The organism is Alteromonas sp. LOR, from assembly GCF_000753865.1.
Lineage (GTDB): Bacteria > Pseudomonadota > Gammaproteobacteria > Enterobacterales > Alteromonadaceae > Alteromonas.
In genome coordinates this window covers 1-22,219 of record NZ_JQFW01000056.1, presented here as the reverse complement: position 1 = coordinate 22,219, position 22,219 = coordinate 1, and the positions used below count along the sequence as shown (strand labels likewise).

Here is a 22,219-nt window from a genome sequence, read left to right as displayed (position 1 = left end):
AGTGAAAAGTTTTGGTGAAAACTTTGTAGTGAAACTTACTGGTGAGATATGAGATGTAGAAATTCTGTGAGAAATAGCTATCGCAAGCTGCGATGGGTAATTAAACCCATCGCTCAGCTTGCGGTTGTCTACTTGCCTCTCACCATGTTCATCACTAGTGATACAACCAATAAGATTAAGAAAACACCAAATATAATTTTGGCTATACCGGCCGCAGAACCTGCAATTCCACCAAATCCTAAAACGGCAGCAACTATTGCAACAACTAAAAATATTAATGCCCAACGTAACATAATGTATCCCTTCATTTTGTGAGTTCACAATTAAAGATGCAAAGCATAGGCCTACTTTAAAAAGTTGCTTAAATTATTGTATGAAATGTAGCCGCAGCCTGGCCTGTAGAGCGGTGGTGTAAGAAAAAGGAAGTCCATCTTTTTATGCTATTGCAAAACTAGCACAGGTCGATGGTGAGTATTTTTCCCAATAAAGCTGTAAATATTTCTTATTTTTAATTTGCAATTTTACCAATGTTGCATGGCCAAATTCATTCTTTTCTCACTTTGTTACAAGTTTCGCATTAACACGCGAATCATTTAGGCGTAGTTTAGAATTTGAACAATAAATAAAAAGAACGCTTCACTAACAATTACTACAAAGGAATGATCATGCTCAATATTAGCGGTCTCACCAAAACGTACCCCAATGGAGTTAAAGCCCTTAACGGCATCAACCTATCAATCCCCAAGGGAATGTTTGGGTTACTTGGCCCTAACGGAGCCGGCAAATCCTCTTTAATGCGCACAATCGCTACCCTTCAAACACCTGATACAGGTTCTATTCAATTTAATGGTATTGATGTGCTGGCCGATCCTAATGGGTTGCGACAATGTCTTGGTTACTTACCGCAAGACTTTGGGGTGTACCCGCGCATTAGTGCAGAAAAGCTGCTAGACCATCTAGCCGTGTTAAAGGGAATTAGCAGCAAGTCTGAGCGTAAAGACGCGGTGGAAAGCTTGTTGGTTCACACCAATTTGTGGCAGCACAGAGACAAAGCAGTAAGTGGTTATTCCGGTGGTATGCGTCAGCGCTTTGGTATTGCGCAGGCATTATTGGGCGACCCCGATCTTATTATTGTGGATGAGCCTACCGCTGGACTCGACCCCGAAGAGCGCAATCGCTTTCACAACTTGTTAGTAAGCTTAGGTGAAGAGAAGGTTATTATACTCTCTACACACATTGTTGATGATGTATCAGAACTTTGCCCGAAAATGGCCGTGCTAGGGCAGGGAGAAATTTTATTAGAAGGTAACCCTATTAGTCTCACCACAGAGCTGGCGGGACGCATTTGGCGCAAGCAGGTTAGTCAAGATGAGTACCGCGAACTTGAGCAGAGCCTGAATATCATTTCTGCCCGTTTAATTGCCGGTAAGCACGTTATTCATGTAATGGCCGACACGCCGCCAGAAGGATTCGAACAAGCGCCAGCTAATTTAGAAGACGTGTATTTTTCCACCTTGCACAATAGCCGCGCTGCAACTGCTGCGTAAGGGGAATAACCATGTTTTTAAATAGCCTTACGTTTGAATGGCGATATTACCTTCGCCAACCTTCCTTTTACGTCACCATGCTGGCGTTTTTCTTATTGCCTTTTTTGGCAACCACTACCGATAATGTTCGTATTGGTGGCGGTGGAAACGTGCTGTACAACGGCTCGTTTGCTATTACGCAAACCGCGCTTATTATGGGTATTTTTGCACTGTTTTTATTGGTTAACTTTGTTTCTGGTACTGCCACACGAAACCACTCCAGCAATATGGGCGAGCTAATATACACTCGGCCTATTACGCCGCTGTCGTACCATTTGGGCCGCTTTTTAGGTGCCTATTTGGTCAGTATTTGCGTGTTTGCCATGGTGCCTATTGCTATTTTATTAGGCTCGTTAATGCCTTGGATAGATCAAGAGCGAATAGGGCCCACTAATATTGGTTTCTATCTAACTACCTTCTTCTACTTCTCAGTGCCCAGCATGCTAGCACTCGGTATGATTTTTTATGCCGTTGCCCAGCGCCTTCGCTCAATAATGGCCGCATACTTGGTCGCAATGGGTATATTCATTTTCTATCTCATTAGCGGCGTGGTCACTTCTGAGCCGGAATACCGCACCATTGGCGCATTGTTAGACCCCTTTGGTCTTCGTACCTACTCCGAGATAACCCGTTATTGGACAGTGTTTGATAAAAACACCACCGTTGTGTCAATAGAAGGTGTGTTACTGCAAAACCGTTTGATATGGCTTGGCATTGGCGCATTTATACTGGCCACTGTTGGCAGTATTTATCAAATGCGCTGGCAGCAAAAAAGCCGTAAAGAAAAGCCAAGTAAAGCCTCTAGTGTGGCTCCACCTAAAACCCTTAACCTTACTATTAAAGCGAAGGCGGGTGGGCAGTTTGGTAAGTTACTAACTCGCATTGGCTTTGAAATGCGTCAAGTTATGTTTAGTCCAGCCCTTCTTGTGTTGATGATTTTTACGCTGTTCAACCTGTCTGCCCTGTACTTTGTGCCTATTGGCGGTTTATACGGTACGCCAGACTGGCCGCTTACCTATAAAATGGTTGAGTTTATTCGCGAAAGTTTTGGGTTGATGATGCTTATTGTTATCACCTATTACAGTGGCGAAATTGTTTGGCGTGAGCGTGGCTCTGGTATGGGCGATATTGTCGATTCAACACCTGCTTTTAATCTAATTTTTTGGGTATCTAAGCTGCTTGCGATGTGGGCGGTAACCGCTGTGCTATTTGCCATTGGTATTGTTTTTACCGTTATCTATCAGGCTACCCAAGGGTATTTCGACTTTGATTTTGGTACGTATTTCATTGGGATCTATTTTGTATCATGGGTTCCGTGGGCGCTATTGGCGGTTCTGGCATTTTTTATTCAGGTGCTAAGCCCGAATAAATTTGTGGGTATGCTGCTGTTTGTGGCGTACTTCATTGTTAGCTTAGTATTTGCTGAGCTGGGTTTAGAGCACAACATGTACAGCTTTAGCGACGCGCCAAGAGTGCTGTATTCCGACCTGAACAGCTGGGGCTGGTTCTTAGCGCCTTTCGCTTGGTATATGGTTTACTGGGGCGCACTGTCGTTAGCTCTATTCACCATTGGTTATGCATTGTGGCAGCGCGGGCCAGAAGTATCACTTAAACACCGTTTTAAGCTGCTTGGCTATCAGTTGGGGGCGTCTGGAAAGGCCGTGTTAGCAGCAAGCCTACTCGTGTTCGTACTTACGGGTGGCTACATTCACTACAACACCAAGGTGGTCAACACTTACCTTACCCAAGATGAGACCTTCGAGCTTCAAGCTGAATACGAAAGTCAGTTTGGCCAGTACGAACACGACTTAATTCCTGTGGTAACCGAAGTGAATGCGAACGTTGATATTTACCCAGAGGCCCGCCGTGTAGAAGTGTCGGCAGATATGACCATCAGCAACCCGTTTGATGAGCCAATTTCCCGCACCTTGCTGTCGATACCACGGTTTACGACTACATGGGATGTGGTGATACCTGGCGCGCAAATTACCGAGCGCTTCGACAACCTGTCTGCGGCGTGGCTAACCTTTGACAAACCACTAATGCCGGGTGAAACCAGAAAAGGAACCCTGTCAGCACTGCGCGAGCATAAGGGGTTCAAAGATGGCGGCTTCGACTTGCAGGTAGCCGAAAATGGCACATTTATCGATAATTTCTCGCTTTTTCCATCTTTTGGGTTTAACGGGCGTTATGTAATTTCAGACCGACACGAGCGACGTAAGCGGGATCTGCCAGAGCGCCCTCGGGCCTATAAACTGGAAGATACCTCACGTTATGCTGAAAGTGGGTTTGGTAAGGGAGTCACATTTATCGACTTTGAAACTACGGTGTCGACCAGCGGCGACCAAATTGCTATTGCGCCGGGTTACCTGCAAAAAGAGTGGCAGGAGAACGGACGTAACTATTTTCATTACAAAATGGATGCGCCAATAGTCAATTTTTTCTCCTACCTTTCTGCGCGCCACGACGTTACTAGAGACGAGCATAAAGGCGTGAATATTGAGGTGTACTATCACCCTGAACACCATTGGAATGTAGATGTAATGGTGCAAAGTGTGAAAGATTCTCTTGATTACTTCACCAACGCCTTTGGCCCTTACCAGCACAAGCAGATGCGCATTATTGAGTTTCCAGGGTATCGATCGTTTGCGCAGAGTTTTGCCAATACGGTGCCTTACTCTGAGGAAATTGGGTTTATTGCCGACCTGCGTGACCCTGAAGATATAGACTATGTGTACTATGTTACCGCCCACGAGGTAGCTCACCAGTGGTGGGGGCATCAGGTAGGCGCTGCCAATGTTCAGGGCCAATCAATCATTATTGAAAGTTTGTCTCAGTACAGTGCCATTATGGTGTTGCGTGAACGCTTTGGCGAAGAGAAGATGCGACGCTTCCTCAAGTATGAACTGGATCGCTATCTTCGCGATCGCGGTAGCGAGCTGATTGAAGAAATGCCGTTTATGCGCAGCGAAGAACAGCAGTATATTCATTACCGTAAAGGCTCAGTAGTCATGATGGCAATTCTAGATAGGTTAGGGGAGAAGCGTGTTAATACGGCACTGAAAAACTTCCTAGAGGCGTATAAGTTTAAAAACGACCCGTACCCAACTACGTTAGATTTGCAGGCTGCCCTTAATGCTGAGGCGACAAAAGAGGAGCAGCAGTTTATCGCAGACTTGTTTGAGCGCATAACCCTATACGACTTAAAAATGCTGTCAGCTGAGGTTGAAGAAACTAGCGACGGTAAGTTTGCCGTAACCATGACAGTATCGGCGGGCAAGTTTGAGGCTAATGGCGATGGACGCGAAACAGAAGGTAGTGTTGATGAGTATATTGATATTGCACTATTTACTGGCGACCCTGAAGACGTGTCTGAAAACACTCAGGTGCTTTATAACCAAAAGCACAAATTAATTAGCGGGGAAAATACAATAACCGTGACGGTGGATGAAAAGCCCGCCTACGTGGGAGTTGACCCCTTTGTGAAAATGATTGATAGAGATAGCGGAGATAACGTAATTAAGCTGTAATTTTTATCAGTAAACGTGAAGCGGAGCAGAGTATGTTTCATAACTTGAAACTTACTCTGCTCCGTTTTTTATTTTATAGCTAGCGAGGCCTGCATTTACGTTTATCGAAGTTGCCCAACCGTACTGAGAAAAGGCACCAGCAGTAACTTCAAGCTATGAATAATCAATTTCCGTTAATAATTGAGAGTTGCACGTTATGCAACGAGTTTCGCTATCGCCTCTACAAAGGCAGGAATATCGTTTGGATTTCTACTGGTAACCAACTTCCCATCTTGTATCACTTCTTCATCTTTCCAATTTGCCCCGGCATTAATTAAATCAGTTTTGATACTAGGGAAACTTGTAAGCTGTTTATCTTTAACGATACCCGCTTCTACAAGCAACCATGGGCCGTGACAAATGGCACCAATCGCTTTAATATTTTGTTCTGAATAAGCGCTTTTGATGAAAGAGACCGCGGCGTCATTTGTGCGTAAAATGTCTGGGTTTATTTGGCCGCCAGGTAAAATAAGCGCGTCGTAGTCACTAGAATTTACAGAAGATACTTGAGCATCTACATTAACCTTATCGCCCCAGTTATCTTCATCCCACGCTGTAATGGTGGTTTGATTATCAATAGACAAAATGTCTACATGAGCACCTTGTTTAATGAGTTCATTCTTTGGTTGAACTAATTCACTTTGCTCAAATCCATTGGTCGCTAAAATAGCAATTTTTTTACCCTTTAGGTTTTGATTTTTACTCATAATTAAACACTCCTTTTTAATTCAATAAAGTTGTTTTTGCGCCGATGCGGCATCAACAAATATTGTTAATCCCACTTACAGTCTTTAAAAACATTCAATAGGTAACCTGCAATAAGTAAACCAGCCGTGAAAATCGCATAAGTATCTGTTTTTTAAAAGGGCGTTAATTTTTTTTGAGCGAAAAAAGCACTGCGGGGCTGTTTGATTTGCAAGGTGTTCGTATAATTTACATGAACAATGCAAAGACAAATGAAGCCCTGCTAGGTGAAAGATGAACTGTATCTTGCTGTATAATTACAAAGATACAGCGATGTAATTCACTAGAAGCCGATCGATGGCTTTGTTATTGAAAGCTAAGTCTGCCTTAAGATGTCTTCTTCAGTTCGCTGTGAGATTTTAATACTTTGCTTCCATCGTCCTGTTCAATCATATACGCAGGGTCGGTTTCGCTTGCATCTCGTTTAACCGATGAGCCTTTGATAGTGCGTTCAACCTCGCTTGTAAACTTCTCTCGAATATTGCCCGAAGCACTGCCGTTGCCCCATTCCCATTCAACCTCGGTGTTAATAGCATAATGTTTCATCTCAAAAATCCTTGTAGTGGTGGCGACTTCATTAAACGGTTCAACCATACTTCGCAAAACCTGTGGAGCTAAGCCCTGTCAAATAAAGCGGGGTAGAAGTAAAGTCTCGTTAAATGGCTAACATAGTTGTAACGGGAGGGAGGAATTAAAGGTTCATAAAAGGTACAGCTAACTACCTTAAGGTTTACTTTAACACTATGTTCTAAGGTCTATTTCAGAATTTTCCATTTATACTATACACTTGCAGCAATTACAGATGACGCAGTTCTGTCCGATTATGACTAAATATCACAACAGTAAAGGCTTTACGCTAATTGAGTTAATTATCGTAATAGTCGTTTTAGGAATACTGGCCGTTACTGCTGCACCTAAATTTTTAAACGTGCAAAAAGATGCACAAGCGGGGGCACTTGAAGGGCTTAACGCAGCTTTGTTAGGCGCGTCGGAAATTGTTTACGCAAAAGCGCTGATTGAAGTGGCCCAGGGGAGTGCCGATACTACCCTCACTTCTGGCATTCGTGTGCGTTACGGCTATCCTTATGCAACGCAAACAAACTTAAAAGAAGTGGCTGATTTTTCAGAAGACGATTGGAAATTAAGTGGCTCTGCACCTGAAGTCACCTTTACGTTAGAGCGTCAAACTGCAGACTTAACTAACGCTGAGATTGCAGCAAGCGATGTGTGCAAACTTACTTATCGTCATCCCAATCAAGGTGAAAAGCCCACAATCACGGTTACCGATTGCAATTAGGCCGAAACTTAGAAACGAAGCGTATCGATAGAAAAATATGACAACAGAAAAAATGACTATTGAACAACCGAGATCGGCTTTTAGCGCCTTCTTTATAAGCGCTCGATCATCGGGCGTGTTTTCTATCGTTAATTTCACTAGCTTTATCTACATCATCGTTTTGGGGCTTACGTTTAAAGACCTGTACAGCTTTATGGAAGATTGGGTGGTTATCACTCAGGCCATTGGTGTGCTTGTTATTTTGATGAACGTTGTCGCGCTTAAGAAAACCAATAATGTACCGCTAGCGGCAGCGATCATGCTGTTTTGTATGTTTGCCATACACATGGCAAACGTCACCTTTGCAGGGGGTATTGATACTGTCCATTATGCGTGGATCTTTATCTTTCCTATCCTTGCTGGTGGAACAATGGGATGGCGCGGGCAAATATTCTTTTGGTTTATCAGTGTGCTTGGCACCGTTTACTACTATGTGTGGCCTGAGCAAATGGACACACTTCCCTACGAGGGAGATATGGGCTACACACTGGCTACGCGTCTGATGTGTTTAACAATTTTCAGCCTTATTATGCTCACCTATTACTTTACGCTGAACGAAAAAATGCTGTTTTTGCGTAAAGCCCTTAAACTGGCCTCGTTTGAAAGTGACTTGTTTTCTGGGGTGTTTAATTCAAAAGCGCAAAGTGTGTTGTTGGTAGATGAAACAGGCACTATACAGCGCGCTAATTACACCGCTCATACTACTTTTGGCTTTGCTGAAAATACGCTAATTCATCAATCAGTGAATACGCTGTGTTTACACGCCGACCGACTTTTTGCTGCAGATACGGTAGACAAACCGACACGAGAAATACAGGTACAAACCAAGGATGGCCGAATTGTTTGGATTGAATACTCAGCGCTTAGCGTTTTAGATGAAAATGAACATCGACACAGCTTGATCACCATCGAAGACATTAGCGATCGTAAAAAGCATGAATCTGAGCTGTCTCACCTGGCTCATTATGATCATCTCACCAAAATGCCAAATCGCCTGATGCTTCAAGAGCATCTTGCTTCCTTGCTCAAACTCCACGCTAATGTGTCCTTTGCTGTTATTTTTATCGACCTTGATAAGTTTAAAGACGTTAACGATATGCATGGTCATGAAGCCGGCGATGCGGTATTAGTTGAAGTTGCTCGTCGTTTAAAGCGCTGTGTACGAGAAGGGGACTTTATCGGTCGCTTCGGTGGTGATGAATTTATATTGCTAAGTGAAATCGACACCTCTAAAGATGAAATTGTGCGCTTGGTTCAGCGTGTGCAAAAGGTGATATTACAGCCCATTTATTACCAAAACAGACAGCACAACATTGGCTCAAGCGTGGGCATAGCGCAATACCCAGTTGATAGTGAAGATGCTAACGACTTACTTCGCAAAGCAGATGCTGCTATGTACCGCACTAAAATTAACGAGAAAGGCGCATTCGCTTTTTACAACCTAGATTACGACATTGATTTGCAGCGCAAACTTCGTCTTAACACCGACTTGAATTTTGCATTGGATAAAAATGAATTGTCGTTGGTTTTCCAACCTATATTCGATAAAAACAAAGTGCTTTGTGGCGCCGAAGCCTTGTTGCGTTGGAAACACAGCGAGCTGGGCTTTATTTCGCCGGATGATTTTATTCCAATAGCCGAAGATGGTGGCCAAATTTTACAAATTGGCGATTGGGTTATAGATGCTGCTTGTCAGGTATTGCGAGAGTGGCAGGAGAAGGGGCATTCTGCGCTCAGTATGTCGGTGAATATTTCCTATCGACAACTTGCCGACTGCGCTTTGGTTGATGTCACTCGCCGCTGCTTAAATAAGCATGGCTTGAAAGGCGATAACTTGATACTTGAGTTAACCGAGCGTGTCTTTGCCGATGATTTAACGCTGGTTCGAGAAAATATGCGGATGTTGTCTGAGCTAGGGGTGAAAACGGCCATTGACGATTTTGGCATCGCCTATTCCAGCTTGAGCTATTTGCGTAGTGTAAACTTTGACATTTTGAAAATTGACCGCAGTTTCGTTAAAGATATTGTGGATGATCACGAGGCCAAAAACCTCTGTCATGCCATACACTCAATGGCGAAAAGCCTGAGCTTACAGGTGACGGCTGAGGGCATTGAAACCGAGGCGCATTTTAACGCCTTAATTGAAATGAATGTAGATAAGTTCCAAGGCTATCACTTGGCAAAGCCACTCACGAAAAGCGACTTTTCTAAGTTATTGAGTTAACGCTACACTGGTAATATTAGAGCAATGTGCTCATACTCAAATTTTTAAGCCATTAAAAGAGACAATGGAAACAAAGCTCCCAATATACAAAAAGCTGCTGGTGACATTTCGCGTAGAGCCTGGCTGCCTTGGGCCGCAAGGCCCAGATTACGTGGAAGAATTTTGTGTCTTTGCCAAGCAGAAGCTTAAAAATCATCACGGCCATTGTTTGCGCTGGGCAATTAAACCCCGCTACGACAAATCGCTGCCAGAGTTAGAGTTTCAGTTCAAAAATAGCATTGTGTCTCGTGAGAATGCAGATAAATACATGAACAGCTTCGATATAGATATTGATGTGTTTGAAGAAGGGCTAGAGGAGTCTCTAGCCGACCTCATTGATGTGTTTTTTGAGCGGTAAGAAAGTAGATATAGCTACTTTTCCATCTCGCTTAATTACTCTGGTACTAATTCCACCTCAAGCTCTCTTGGTAAAACATGGCATAAGTCTTTGCCAATACCAAAGTCGTCTACTTGAAACGTCTGATAGCCTGCTTTTTCAACGGTAATTGAATAAAAGCCAGGGCGCTCAGCTAGCATAGCGATTGATTCCTCCCCGTCACATGCACCAGTGGCTGCTTCTGAAAAGTCTTCTTCGCTTGCCGTAACCGCTGTATCACAAGCAATGGGTGTGCTTGTAGATTGGTCGGTAACCGACACTATCAAGCCATTTTCCACACTGGTAGTGCAGGTAATGTCGCCTGCTGCAATCACATTACTGACTTCAATGGTGTATTCGTCATCGGCAGTTTGGGAATTACCATCTACTTGAATTCGCGTTGGATACCCAAGCTCGGGATGATATTCAACCTTTAGCGATTCAGCACGGCTCTCTTCTAATGCAATACGGTTGAACAAGCCCGCTATGGTTTGAGAACTAAAGGTATCTTGCGGCAGGGCGACACTATTTTCTATGATGGTTTGCGATTCTACCTGGTTTGCATTTACAACCACCAAGCGAGGGCGGGTAGCATCTTCTAAACAAAAACACGAAATGCTGTAATCGAATTGGTAGTTGTCGATGTTCGCGCTTTCCCATTTTGCGCGGTTTGCATTGAGGTCTTCCAACGTATTATCTGAATCGCTGTTGCAGCCAACGAGTAAAAGCATAGCAGTGCAAGTAGTCGTGAAAGTAGCGATATAGCGAGTTAAATTATTCATAACTGTCCTTAGTTTGAGATGGCTCTGAGATTGCTTTGAATGAGTTTTTATTTAGTGCTGAGATGCTTTGAGTTAGTTTTAAAATAATAATGTTGAATAATGACTAATCAACAGCATTGCAAATATCAAGCGTCCAATCAATAGAATGTGGCATTTTTGCGCATATTGCACTCGCGGCCTTTTACCAATAACTCCTGCCGCCTGTGACTCCTGCTGCCCAAAAAGGCTTGCTAACATTTATCGACGCTTTTTACGTCCTTTCGATTTTTTCTTGCCTGAGGGCTTATCAAAAGCTTCGAAATTGCCGTATAAATTTTCTTCTATTTTATCTTTTTTAACCGCTGGTGGTTTCGGCTTTGGTGTAAATTCAGAAATAAACGTCTTTTTAAATTGCCTACCAGTAAGGCGTTCAATTGACCTTAGCTGTTTCGTTTCGTCGTCGCTATACAGTGAAATAGCTAGGCCCTTTACTGATGCTCTGCCCGTGCGGCCTATTCTATGAATGTAGTCTTCAGGCACATAGGGTAAATCAACATTGATAACGCAGGGCAGTTGCTGAATATCGATGCCTCTTGCAGCAAGGTCGGTACCTATTAAAACTTTCAGGCTGCCATCTCTAAAGCCATCTAGCGCTTGCGTGCGCGCGTGTTGCGTTCTATTGGCATGTATAGATTCTGCAGCAATACCCATTGCTTCTAATTCGTTTCTCAATTCATCTGCACCGCGTTTAGTGCGGGTAAAAACCAATACCTGAGACCAGTCATTACTTTTGAGAAGATGAATGACGAGCTCGTGCTTTCGCCCTTTGTCTACCGGATGCAATATTTGCGTGATATTTTCAATATGATCGTGAGCCGTTGCCAGCTCAATTGTCATTGGGTTGTTGAGCATGGTGGCAGCTAGTGCCTTTATTTCTTTAGAGAAAGTGGCTGAAAATAGCAGCGTTTGACGCTGCTTTGGCAAGAGACTTTGTATAAAGTGAATATGCTCAACAAAGCCCAAGTCCAACATGCGATCGGCCTCATCAAGCACCAACATTTCGATATGCTCAAAATTAATATCGCCTTGTTTGTATAAGTCGACTAAGCGGCCAGGAGTGGCAATTAAAATGTCTACTCCTTGCGCAAGCTCAAATTTTTGAGGCTCAATGCGAACACCTCCAAAAACGGCTGTCGAGCGAATATTCATATCGTCGCTATAGCTTTCAACGTTTTTAGCAACCTGCGCTGCGAGTTCTCGCGTTGGTGCAACAATGAGCGCTTTTACACAATGTGGTTTCGCAGGTGAAGTATTTGCCAGTAACTGCAAAATTGGCAGTGAAAAGCTTGCAGTTTTGCCAGTACCCGTTTGTGCTATCGCAATGACGTCTCGACCATTGAGTACTGCTGGAATAGCTTGTTGCTGAATAGGAGAGGCATTTGCGTAGCCCTTTTCAGTAACAGTATTTACCAATTCACTACACAGACCTAATTCGCCAAATGACATTGGAGACGATATGGAAGCAGACGCAGAAGAAGACTGGGACGAGGGCATAAAGGATACATTCACGACGTTTGAAAATTAACGATATGATACGTGTTGTCGCGCAATGATGCGTGATTATTTGCCAACTTATTTCTTCTGCTTATTCGAAGGGACCCGTTAAACGTGGTGTTTTAGTTACGTGGTGCTAAGCTTAAGAAAAATGAGGCAAATACTATGACCATTGATGAACATACTGCTCCGGATAAACGGAAGTATCCGCGGTTTAGTCTCAAAGGTGTGCATGCGAATATCATGATAAGTAACCCAGCAGATGACAGCAGCATTTGCTTAAAGGGAAGCATGGTCGATATGAGCTACTCAGGCATTCGAATAAAGTTAGATGCTGCAATGCCCGAGCTTCTTCCTGCCTGCAACGCAAAAAGTAGCAATGTGAAGATTGTTTTAACGCTGCCTAGTTCTGGTATGTGCTGCACCATAAAAGGGGCAATTCGTCATATCAACACAGAGTCTGAAGTTGGTTTGCATTACTCCGACTACCACAAAGAAAACGAGGTTGATGCCTTTATGTTTGAATGTATTAAACATGTAGATGTGCCACATTAAACCTAAGGTTTAGACAACTAGATAAGCAGGCTTACCGAATGTGCTCAGTCGAAATAGACTTTAGTTGAGCCTAACCGCATTGAAATCCGTAAGCATCACTAATAATTATCATTTGCGTGCCATATGTCCTTTTCACTAGCCTTTTGTAATGAGCTTTTGTGTCTCGTCTTTTGTGCCTAGTTTGTATTCGGTCTTCGGTAACCAGTCTTTTATGGAAAGCGTAAGGTGGCAAGCGTATGAAGTTCAACAGGCTCGTAGTAAAAAGCAAAATAGCGCAGACATAGCATATGACGTTGATGCTGTGAATTCACGAGCTTTAACTAAGATTCAACATAAGGATGAGACGGCTATTATGCAAACGAGAAATATGCAAAGACAATCTGTTAAAACGCGCTCAATCAATATTCAAACTCTGCCACGGAAAATAGCGTTAATTGTTACGCTAGTTGCCACCTCATACGGAGCCTTAGCTCAGTCGAACTCACCAACGCAGGTGGAAATGTCCGGCAGCGAAGGTACTGTGCTAATGGGCAGCGCAATAACATCATTTGATAACCCTTGGGCCATGGCATTTTTACCCGATGGCCACAGCTTGGTGACAGAAAAGACAGGCGCAATGTGGTTGCTTGATGAAAACCAGCAAAAGCGCGCTAAAGTCGACAATGTGCCTAAGGTTACACCCCGTGGGCAAGGCGGCCTAGGCGATGTGATAGTGCACCCAGATTTTGCGTCGAATAATACTATCTATGTTTCTTATGTAGAGCGAGATGCTAACGATGACGCTTTTAGTGGAGCCGTTATCGAGCGCGCTACGCTCACTATTGCTGATAAAGGCGCGAGTCTATCGAACAGAGAGCTAATTTGGCGTCAGTCCCCTAAGGTTACTGGAAACGGACACTATTCCCATCGCATGGCGTTTTCGCCTGATGGTTATTTATTTATCAGTTCTGGTGAAAGACAAAAGTTTACACCTGCCCAGAATATGGCGATGAACTTAGGTAAAATTGTACGCCTGAATGCAGATGGGAGTGTGCCAGAAGACAATCCTTTTTATGGCAATGGTGCAGTGACAGAGCAAATATGGTCGTTAGGTCATCGCAATCCATTGGGTATCGATTTTGATGCGCAAGGTAATTTATGGTCGCACGAAATGGGGCCTCGCCATGGCGATGAATTAAATATCATCGAAAAGGCACGTAACTATGGTTATCCAACGGTGTCCCAAGGCGATCATTATTCTGGTGTGAAAATACCAAATCATGAAGACATTCCTATTTTTAAGTCGCCGGAAAAAGCCTGGGTGCCAGCGATAAGTCCTGCAGGCTTTATTATTTATAAAGGGGATTTACACAAAGATTGGCAAGGCGATGGTTTTATCGGCGGTCTGTCTTCACAAGCGTTGGTTCGGGTTAGCTTTAATCAGGATGATAAAGGGAAGTGGAATGTTGAAGAAGCTGAGCGTTACGAATGGGGCAAAAGGGTGCGTGAAGTTGAGCAAGATGGTATGGGCAACATATACGTACTTGAAGACAAAGAGGGTGGACGTCTTATAAAGCTTCAAAAAGGTAATTAATTGAGCAGGGCCAGCGCTGTGACGACATAGCGTTTAGTGACAAATTATATGGCGACATAACAATTGGCGACATTATTTGTGGTACAACGGTACTTAGTAAAGCAGTTTTTGTTACTGTTATAAATAATGTAGATAGCGTTAGGGAGGTAGGTTTGTAAACCGCTTCCTAACGTCGCCAAAAGGTTGTGCGTTAATGGAAATAAAAGAAGCCTCTATTCAAGATTTTGATCTGATATGGCCTATTTTTCATGAGGTAGCAAAAGCGGGCGAAACCTATGCGTTTCGCACAGACACCTCAAAGGAAGAAGCACTTAATATCTGGGTCAATACTCCCCGCAAAACTTACATAGCATTGGATGACGGTGAGGTGGTAGGTACGTATTATCTTAAAACTAATCACGCCGGCCCGGGAGACCATGTTTGTAACTGTGGTTATATGGTTGCGGCATCAGCAAGCGGGAAGGGAGTAGCAACGGCCATGTGTGAGCATTCTCAGACCATGGCAAAAGAGTTAGGTTACAAGGCAATGCAGTTTAACTTTGTTGCTTCAACTAACGAGGGAGCCATCCGCTTATGGCACAAGTTAGGGTACGACACTGTTGGGAAACTACCTAATGCGTTCAATCATCCAGCGAAAGGCTTTGTCGATGCATTGGTAATGTATAAGTGGCTTTAAATCAGCACGGCAAACGCCGTAATGTATTTCTACTCTGTCTAAAACTTGAGTTTACAACTCGGTTTCAAAAATTTATTTAACGGCCTAGTTTTAAGGCTTAGCTGTAAGACTTAGCTATAAGACTGAGTTCAAAAGGGCAACTTCAACAGCCGTATTCAAATAAATAGGGTGGATTAACATCTTAAATCAATAAACATGTTAAGGACAATATATGACTTCTAATACTTCAGACAGTAATCCAAATGATGATAGTAATCAAAACGACCAATCAATAGGCGACTTTGCAGCAATAAAAACGTCGATTGCCAATGGCGACATTGATGAAGTTAAAGCGAGGCTAGACGGTAAATCTCTTAAATCACTGGAAAAGGACTACCTAATAGACCTTGCGAAACTAAGTGGCAACAGTGACATTGTTGATACATTAGAAGCCATGCCGGAGTCTGATTCCTGATTTTATTTTTACAATATAGGTAATACCTTTTAAAACTACACGACGTAAATGAGTAGGCTATTTACGTCAGCTTTTGCGGACAGTGCTAAACCCCGCAGTGCTTAATCAGTGGTAGCTAATAATTCCTCGTAGGCTTTTGAGAAGCCTTCAAGAGAAAATGGCAGGGTAGTTTGCTGTTCATTGGTATTCATAAAAGCCACCATGAAACGTTTGCCAGAGTTGAGCTCTTTCATCATAGTGTCATCAATTACAATATTGGTCTCACAGATCTTGGTGTCGCAATGTTGAATACTCACGCGAACCGGTTTATTTTCATCAATTTTTATTCCTAGGCCGACTTTTTGTTTCGCATAAGGACTCAGTCGCAGTGTGAGAATAGGTTGGTTTTCTGCCGAGATAGCAACGTTAACGGCGCCAACAACACCGGCTAATTCTTTATTGCGAGCCACTAGAACTTGGCTTATAAAACAGTGCTCTGCCTCACATTGAAAACTCCACCGTTCGGATACCGTTTTTTGCTTGGTAGTAGAGGCTTTAGCGGGCGCAGCAAGTGTATTTTTTGAGGTTTGTGCCTCCGTGGCTATAGATATGAAAAGAGAGGCGAACGCCAATGTAGCCAAGCTGATTTGCGAGAGAATATAACGCATTTTTTGAATTCCAATTTAAACAAAGAAGGGGCCGCAAGGCCCCAAGATATTCTATTTACAATAAGTGAAAAATCTATTTATTCTTTCTGCGAGAGCGAATAGTGAACAAACCAAGCGCGGTAAGCATTAAGAAAATCATTCTTGGTTCGCTGACTGATGTCGGTGCAACAAATTCAGTAATAGGTGTTTGAGTCATAACGACATCGCCAGCACCAGTAAAAGACAATCCAGTCACAAACGCCATGGCGTCTTCCGGATCAATCATGTTGCTCGTATCGATACCCAACACACGAAATTCAGTCACGCTGGTGTCGAAAAAGTATTCTTCATCAGCCGTTAGGCTTTCTATAAACTCCCAGCCAGATGCACCCATCAACCATAATTCGTATTCTGCATCGAAACCAGTTGGTAAAATTACTGAAGCTATTTCTGGGCCAGATTCCACTGCGTAATCGTAGCCAATTGCTACATCAGGGTCGATAAAGACAATGTCATCATCTGATGAAATGGTAAATTCAAATTCCCAACTACCGTCTACGTCACCTGAGGGCATAAATGGGTCGGCTTGAGTTCCAGTACCATCGCTCCCAGACTGAGAGCCTGCTAAGCTTACTTCGCCGTCACGAACAGAGTACGACCATATACCATTTTCACCAACGTTTGATGCATTAACAAGATCTAAAATGTCTGCTGTACCGCTGCCTGGAAGCGCAATAAGATTAGCACTTTCAGGTATTGAAATTGGATCTCCAATCGATATTTGCGGAGTTTCGCTGTCAATTAACTGAACGTTTCCGCCTCCAGGTAACCCCTCACGTTCATCTACAGGTAAGCTCACGCCTGCTATCGAAGGAAAAGTTCCTTCCTCGCGATATGATAGTTCTTCGTATCTGAACTCGATATCTACATCGCCCGCTTGCCCCGTATCTTCAGAGCGGTCGATTATCAATGCTTGAAACGTATTGTGAGAAGTACTCCCTTCATCCTGGCTAATGTCTAACCAAGTAACAGCAACAACGTCTTCAGATAAGCCGCCAATATAAGTTGCACCGCAAGTAACGCATTGGTTATTTGAATCCGTACGGAAAGGAGTCAGCACGGCAAGGCTTTGTCCTACATCTGGTAGCGCTTCTTCATATAGATCGATACTTCCGTTTGTAAGTGCTTTAAAACTACTGAAGTTTTTTCCGCTTATATTTATATCAAATGGCAGTTCATACTGTTCGGCGGACTCTGCATACGAACGCTCATTACCATACCCCGCGTCTCCGCCAAAGCCCGAAATAATAACGTCTGCATTAGACTGAAAAGAAAGGGTGGCTAAAGTGAGAGACGCAGCAAGAAGCGTATTCTTGAATTTCATTATAAATCATATCCTTATAGAGAGAATTTTATTCTTATTAAAAATGTAGAGCGCGAACACTTAGCGAAATCCGAGCCACTTTTTAAGGTATTGATTTTTATAATGAAATTTTTTAAACCTAAGACATAGATTTTGAATGTGTAAGTTAAGCTGACAGCGTAAGTTACTGATTGTACTAAATTTAACCAGTTATTTGTTTCGTGGTGAAACAGCGTTTTTTTGCAATAGTTCCACTTTTTACTTAACTCCCAACCTCTCAACCTCTCAACCTCTCAACCTCTCATTCCTCATCATTTTTTAAATTACAGCTTGTATATGCGCATGGCTGCAGGCATATTTATTTCTTCTCTGCATTCAGAGCGTTAACTGTCAGCCCTGACATTGTGAACTTAAATGGATTTATTGTAGGAATCTCTGTTGTACTCCTTTTTCATTCGCTGTTGTATTTTCTTGCTTTCAATTGTGCCTCTCGCTTCTGCCACAGGTGTAACTCATGATGTAGATAGCGCCGCATCGCAAAGCGTGTGGAAACAGTTGCTGCATGCTGAGCAAACAGCAGTGTCGTTAAATGCTAGTGATGAAAATTTTTACTTAGCAGAAAACGGCTTCAAGAATCCCCATGCAGAGCTCAAAGCAACGATAAGCGCTTTTACTAACAAGCCAACCAGCCAATGCCAGTTTCCTGCGCGTAAGCTCTTTATTAACAAGCATCTGCCAGAGTTGAGCTTCCCTGACGTTAAATGTCCCCGGTATCAAGAATACTTAGATGCATTTTCAACCCAAAGCGCAAGCCTTATATTTGCTTCGGGTTATTTAGGTAACCCTGCGTCTATGTTTGGTCACGTTTTCTTAAAGTTTAATAGCGGCTCAGAAGAGGGACTCTTAGATAACACGTTTTCTTATGGCGCCAAGGTTCCCACTGACGAAAATAAGCTGGTGTATATCACTAAAGGTATATTGGGCGGCTACCAAGGCAAATTCTCAAATCAGAAGTACCACCATCACCATTTAACGTATAGCGAAACAGAGCTGCGCGACATGTGGGAGTACAAGCTCAACCTAACCCAAGACGATATTCAATTTTTGCTAGCTCACTTGTGGGAACTAGAAAATGCCACTATGACCTATTACTTTTTTGAGCAAAACTGTGCCTACCAACTGGCAAAGTTGCTTGGTTTAGTGTTCGATAAACCGCTTATTGCTCCCAACAAGATATGGGTGATGCCGTTTGATTTGGTAGTGATGATGCAGCGTCATCAGGGCGAACGAGTCATGTTTAGTGACGTTATTTACCACGGTTCACGTCAACAGACTCTGTATGATCGCTGGCAACAACTAAACCCTCGAGAACAGCAAGTACTCCTAACTATATTGGAAAGCGCACCTCAAGAGACGCATCAACAGCTTGCATCGCTAACGGATGCGTCTGCGATACGAGTAATAGATACCCTCTACGATTACTTTGCATTTATTGAGCAAAAAGAAGACGACCTTACCGATATCCAAAAAGCGCAAAAGCGGCAGGCCATGATAAAGCGATTTTCTATGGCACCTGTTAAGCCAAATTGGGATATAGTGAAAAGACGTCCTCCCCATGAGGCTCAGGACACTACCCGTATTGGCTTAGCGCTTTACAATTCGTCAGCGGGTGGAATGGCCAGTGAACTAAATTTTCGCGCGAATTATTATGATTTACTTACGCTTAATCCGGGGCGAATTCCTTATTCTGAACTTACCACGTTTAATTTACGTCTTCGGTATCTTGAGGGAGAGGGAGTCTCGATTAAGGAGTTTACACCGGTACGTATTATTAACCTCAATGCATCTGAATCTGGGTTACCACTAGATAGCAATTGGGCTTGGAAGTTAGCCTTTGGTTACCGCGACCAAGCAAATAATTGTGTAGATTGTGGCGCGGGTTACATAGACAGTTTTATAGGGAAGTCTTGGGTGTTTCGCCACAACCTTGTGGGGTATGCGGCACTTAGCACTTCCATTACCAGCTCTAATCTGAACGGCGGCTTTATTGCTGTAGGTTCAGAAGTAGGGGGCGTGGCACATGTCACGCCTGAAATAGCAATGTCATTGGCAGTGGGCCAACAATGGTTTGTAAATCAACCATCGAAGGACCTGCACTATCTCTCAGTGTCAGCACGATATTTAATTAATCAGCGCTGGGATGTGAGACTTAATATTGATAACAAGCAAGGTACTGACTTTGGCGTGCTTATTTCGCATTATTATTGAAAATTAAATAAAAAATAAACTTGAAAATCAGAGGAATAAAAAAATGTTTAAAAAATTAACTCTTGCAGCGCTTTTAACGACTACTGCTTTTGCTGGAAATGTAGCAGCTGATGACAACATCAATGCCTGGAAACACTGTGGTATAGGAGCCATGATTTTTGACGATAATGGCACAGCAGCGGCTATTTCAAACATCATTTGGGATTTAGGAACTACTGCGGTTTCTTCAAAAATTTCATCTGTTGATTCATGTGAAGGCAAAATGGCGACTGCAGCTATTTTCATTCAAAACAACTTCAACAACGTCATTGAAGAAACTAGCCAAGGTTCTGGCGCACACTTAACGGCAATGCTTGATATTCTAGAAGTAAACGAAGCGGACCGTGCAGAAGTGGTTACTGCTGTACGTGCTGAAATGGCAGTATCAGTTGTAACAAACGAAGCAGCTAACCCAGAAGCTTTCTACAACGCTGTTGTAGCAAACATCTAATATTGCTGGGCAGTGGCTTGTGTACCTATAAAATTAGGTAAAGGTGCCGCTGCCCCAATTTAGCTTATGTCTTTAGCTGATGTCGCCTGTAAATGGTTGAGGCTTTTTAGAGTGTTTACTCAGCATCATCCGAAAAGTTGATACGCGCTAAGCGTTCTTTTTCTTCGTCTTCAGCCGCTTGAATTTCTTCAAGAATGGCGCCCACATCCGCATCTTCGTCATCATCTTCAAATTCGCCAGTCAGCGTGGAATTAGGCGTTAAATTACCTTCTTCAAACAAAGCCCACATTTCTTTGGCATAATTCGTATGTAATAGCTGAGGAGCAAATTCACCGTAATAGCGACGCATGTTATTTACGTCACGGGCAAACATGGCTTCAGCGCTGTTATTGGCCGAGGCATTAACGGCTTGAGGCAAGTCGATGATTACAGGGCCTTTACCGTCGACAAGAACGTTAAATTCTGAGAGATCGCCGTGAATTATGCCGGCGCAAAGCATGAGCATTATGTTGTGCATCATCTCTTTGTGTTGCTTGAGCGCCTCATCTTCACTCATTGAGACATGGCCTAACTGAGGAGCTACATCGCCGCTCTCATCTGACACAAGCTCCATAAGCAGCACACCATCAACGCAGCAATAGGTATCAGGTACCCGCACGCCGGCTTCATTAAGGCGTGATAGGGCGTCAACTTCTGCAGTCTGCCAAATCTCTTCTTCTAACTGACGGCCATAGCTTGAGCGCTTACCCATAGCCCGTGCTTGACGACCACCCCGTACCTTTCTGCCTTCTTGGTATTGAGCTGCTTTTTTGAAACTGCGTTTTACCGCGTCTTTGTAAACCTTTGCACAGCGAATATGGTCGCCACAGCGAACAATAAACACATCGGCTTCTTTGCCACTCATTAAGCGGCTTATTACTGCATCAATTAAACCATCATCGACAAGGGGTTGTAGGCGTTTAGGTATTTTCACAGCGTGCCTACTAAATGGGGAAGGTGTTTAGTCATGTTTTAAAGCATTGCTCTTTATTTAAGTAAATTCAGGCATAGTATATCAGTCTTGAAAATCAAGAGCATTATTGTTGACCATTACTTATACGTATCCTTAATGAAGGGCACCAATTAGAGACAGAAGTTGAGTACGTCGGTGAGGCGCACGGATGGAAAAAGCGAGAAAATCGTATGTTTTATGCGTTAGAAGAAGTTAAATTTCTTAAGCGGTTACTTGGCGAAAAAAGCCAAGTGAATGATTTAGTTTGCTTTAATTTGGATTAGTCACAACTGAGCCTGATACTTTCAGATATAGAGCTAAACTAAATCTGACAGCCTTTTGTGTTCGTAAAACAGCCGTTAACTTATTGCAAATTAAGTCGCAGTTATGAGCGAATTGCAGTCGTAGGGTAAGTAGATTACAAACGTCAGCTAATCCGACAAAGCGGACATAATAACTTGTTTAGTGTTTATCTTTTTTGTGCCATAAGCGAATCACAATTTCTCTGTAGTTCTAGGTCTGCTTCGTACGTGAAGCAGAACTTCGCTGCTATTTGAAGAGATCTCAAGAAACAGAACCAACACTGTTATTCATAGCGTGAAAGATATGTTTGGGTTGAATATAATTTAGCTGCGCGGTGGCATTGGTATTAAAACTTACACTGTTAAGTATTTTATACTCAGCTATAGAATCACAATTTGGAACTTAAGCAAATGGAAAAAAGCAAATTAGCGGCAATTCGCATTGCCGCTGCTATTGTCACCTTTACTAGTATCTACGTGTTTGCGCCATGGGAATTCGGACTTTACTATCTAAAGCCACTTCCGAATACCATAGAGCAGGAACTGGCGAATGCCGTAGAGGAACGACTCGATGGTATAATCGTATATGTCGATAGACACGGCAAAGCGGGTGAATTATATGCTGAAGGCTTTCACGAGCGGGATACTAAAACTCCCGCTTCCCCTCAAGCCTTATTTAAAATAGCCAGTATTGGTAAGCTTTATGATGCGTCCGCTCTCGTCAAACTTGTC

19 protein-coding genes and 1 pseudogene are annotated in these 22,219 nt (G+C 43.1%); 12 read left to right on the top strand and 8 right to left on the bottom strand.

The window, feature by feature from the left end:
* Nucleotides 1–128 precede the first annotated feature (128 nt).
* The gene (locus JV36_RS19470) at nucleotides 129–293 is read right to left on the bottom strand and encodes a DUF1328 domain-containing protein (protein ID WP_032097534.1); all 165 of its coding nucleotides are present in this window, start codon (nucleotides 291–293) and stop codon (nucleotides 129–131) included.
* A gap of 372 nt (nucleotides 294–665) precedes the next feature.
* Between JV36_RS19470 and JV36_RS0115585 the strand changes: the two genes are divergently transcribed.
* Both JV36_RS0115585 and JV36_RS0115580 read left to right on the top strand, forming a co-directional pair.
* Nucleotides 666–1,547: an ABC transporter ATP-binding protein gene (locus JV36_RS0115585; protein ID WP_032097535.1), complete on the top strand. Its 882-nt coding sequence runs from the start codon at nucleotides 666–668 to the stop codon at nucleotides 1,545–1,547.
* Nucleotides 1,548–1,558: 11 nt separating this feature from the next.
* Nucleotides 1,559–5,116, top strand: a complete 3,558-nt coding sequence (locus JV36_RS0115580) for an ABC transporter permease/M1 family aminopeptidase (protein WP_032097536.1) — start codon at nucleotides 1,559–1,561, stop codon at nucleotides 5,114–5,116.
* Nucleotides 5,117–5,310: 194 nt separating this feature from the next.
* On the opposite strand, the gene JV36_RS0115575 is transcribed toward JV36_RS0115580, so the two are convergent.
* Both JV36_RS0115575 and JV36_RS0115570 read right to left on the bottom strand, forming a co-directional pair.
* Complete coding sequence (locus JV36_RS0115575) at nucleotides 5,311–5,862, bottom strand: type 1 glutamine amidotransferase domain-containing protein (RefSeq protein WP_032097537.1); 552 nt, start codon at nucleotides 5,860–5,862, stop codon at nucleotides 5,311–5,313.
* Nucleotides 5,863–6,226: 364 nt separating this feature from the next.
* Entirely contained in the window at nucleotides 6,227–6,445 is a 219-nt protein-coding gene (locus tag JV36_RS0115570; protein ID WP_032097538.1) for a DUF2945 domain-containing protein, read from the bottom strand.
* Nucleotides 6,446–6,701: 256 nt separating this feature from the next.
* On the opposite strand from JV36_RS0115570, the gene JV36_RS20025 reads away from it, so the two are divergent.
* From JV36_RS20025 to JV36_RS0115555, 3 genes are all read left to right on the top strand, one after another.
* Nucleotides 6,702–7,196, top strand: a complete 495-nt coding sequence (locus JV36_RS20025; RefSeq protein ID WP_326938232.1) for a type II secretion system protein — start codon at nucleotides 6,702–6,704, stop codon at nucleotides 7,194–7,196.
* A 37-nt stretch (nucleotides 7,197–7,233) separates the two neighbouring features.
* Nucleotides 7,234–9,459: a putative bifunctional diguanylate cyclase/phosphodiesterase gene (locus tag JV36_RS19300; protein WP_052010341.1), complete on the top strand. Its 2,226-nt coding sequence runs from the start codon at nucleotides 7,234–7,236 to the stop codon at nucleotides 9,457–9,459.
* Between the two features lie 64 nt (nucleotides 9,460–9,523).
* Nucleotides 9,524–9,856, top strand: coding sequence for a hypothetical protein (locus tag JV36_RS0115555; protein WP_032097540.1), 333 nt, complete (start codon nucleotides 9,524–9,526; stop codon nucleotides 9,854–9,856).
* Nucleotides 9,857–9,891: 35 nt separating this feature from the next.
* On the opposite strand, the gene JV36_RS19295 is transcribed toward JV36_RS0115555, so the two are convergent.
* Nucleotides 9,892–10,656: a DUF6174 domain-containing protein gene (locus JV36_RS19295; protein WP_052010342.1), complete on the bottom strand. Its 765-nt coding sequence runs from the start codon at nucleotides 10,654–10,656 to the stop codon at nucleotides 9,892–9,894.
* Nucleotides 10,657–10,893: 237 nt separating this feature from the next.
* Complete coding sequence (locus JV36_RS0115545; RefSeq protein WP_032097595.1) at nucleotides 10,894–12,141, bottom strand: DEAD/DEAH box helicase; 1,248 nt, start codon at nucleotides 12,139–12,141, stop codon at nucleotides 10,894–10,896.
* A gap of 213 nt (nucleotides 12,142–12,354) precedes the next feature.
* Between JV36_RS0115545 and JV36_RS0115540 the strand changes: the two genes are divergently transcribed.
* The 4 genes from JV36_RS0115540 to JV36_RS0115525 all read left to right on the top strand — a co-directional run bounded on the left by JV36_RS0115540 (nucleotide 12,355) and on the right by JV36_RS0115525 (nucleotide 15,447).
* The gene (locus tag JV36_RS0115540) at nucleotides 12,355–12,744 is read left to right on the top strand and encodes a PilZ domain-containing protein (protein WP_032097541.1); all 390 of its coding nucleotides are present in this window, start codon (nucleotides 12,355–12,357) and stop codon (nucleotides 12,742–12,744) included.
* A gap of 367 nt (nucleotides 12,745–13,111) precedes the next feature.
* Nucleotides 13,112–14,317, top strand: coding sequence for a PQQ-dependent sugar dehydrogenase (locus JV36_RS0115535; protein WP_032097596.1), 1,206 nt, complete (start codon nucleotides 13,112–13,114; stop codon nucleotides 14,315–14,317).
* A gap of 193 nt (nucleotides 14,318–14,510) precedes the next feature.
* Entirely contained in the window at nucleotides 14,511–14,993 is a 483-nt protein-coding gene (locus JV36_RS0115530; protein ID WP_032097542.1) for a GNAT family N-acetyltransferase, read from the top strand.
* A gap of 211 nt (nucleotides 14,994–15,204) precedes the next feature.
* On the top strand, nucleotides 15,205–15,447 hold the full coding sequence (locus tag JV36_RS0115525) for a hypothetical protein (RefSeq protein WP_052010343.1): 243 nt from the start codon (nucleotides 15,205–15,207) through the stop codon (nucleotides 15,445–15,447).
* Between the two features lie 101 nt (nucleotides 15,448–15,548).
* On the opposite strand, the gene JV36_RS0115520 is transcribed toward JV36_RS0115525, so the two are convergent.
* Nucleotides 15,549–16,094: an invasion associated locus B family protein gene (locus JV36_RS0115520; RefSeq protein WP_052010344.1), complete on the bottom strand. Its 546-nt coding sequence runs from the start codon at nucleotides 16,092–16,094 to the stop codon at nucleotides 15,549–15,551.
* Between the two features lie 73 nt (nucleotides 16,095–16,167).
* Nucleotides 16,168–17,457, bottom strand: coding sequence for a hypothetical protein (locus JV36_RS0115515; RefSeq protein WP_032097543.1), 1,290 nt, complete (start codon nucleotides 17,455–17,457; stop codon nucleotides 16,168–16,170).
* A gap of 417 nt (nucleotides 17,458–17,874) precedes the next feature.
* Between JV36_RS0115515 and JV36_RS0115510 the strand changes: the two genes are divergently transcribed.
* Both JV36_RS0115510 and JV36_RS0115505 read left to right on the top strand, forming a co-directional pair.
* Complete coding sequence (locus tag JV36_RS0115510) at nucleotides 17,875–19,704, top strand: Lnb N-terminal periplasmic domain-containing protein (protein ID WP_052010345.1); 1,830 nt, start codon at nucleotides 17,875–17,877, stop codon at nucleotides 19,702–19,704.
* Between the two features lie 43 nt (nucleotides 19,705–19,747).
* A complete protein-coding gene (locus JV36_RS0115505; RefSeq protein WP_032097544.1) occupies nucleotides 19,748–20,194 on the top strand; it encodes a DUF3015 family protein in 447 nt (148 codons plus the stop codon).
* Between the two features lie 115 nt (nucleotides 20,195–20,309).
* Here the strand turns inward: JV36_RS0115505 and JV36_RS0115500 are convergent, their stop codons facing one another.
* Nucleotides 20,310–21,167, bottom strand: a complete 858-nt coding sequence (locus JV36_RS0115500) for a PA4780 family RIO1-like protein kinase (protein WP_032097545.1) — start codon at nucleotides 21,165–21,167, stop codon at nucleotides 20,310–20,312.
* Nucleotides 21,168–21,898: 731 nt separating this feature from the next.
* On the opposite strand from JV36_RS0115500, the pseudogene JV36_RS0115495 reads away from it, so the two are divergent.
* Nucleotides 21,899–22,219, top strand: a pseudogene (locus JV36_RS0115495) (serine hydrolase); the annotation flags it as partial.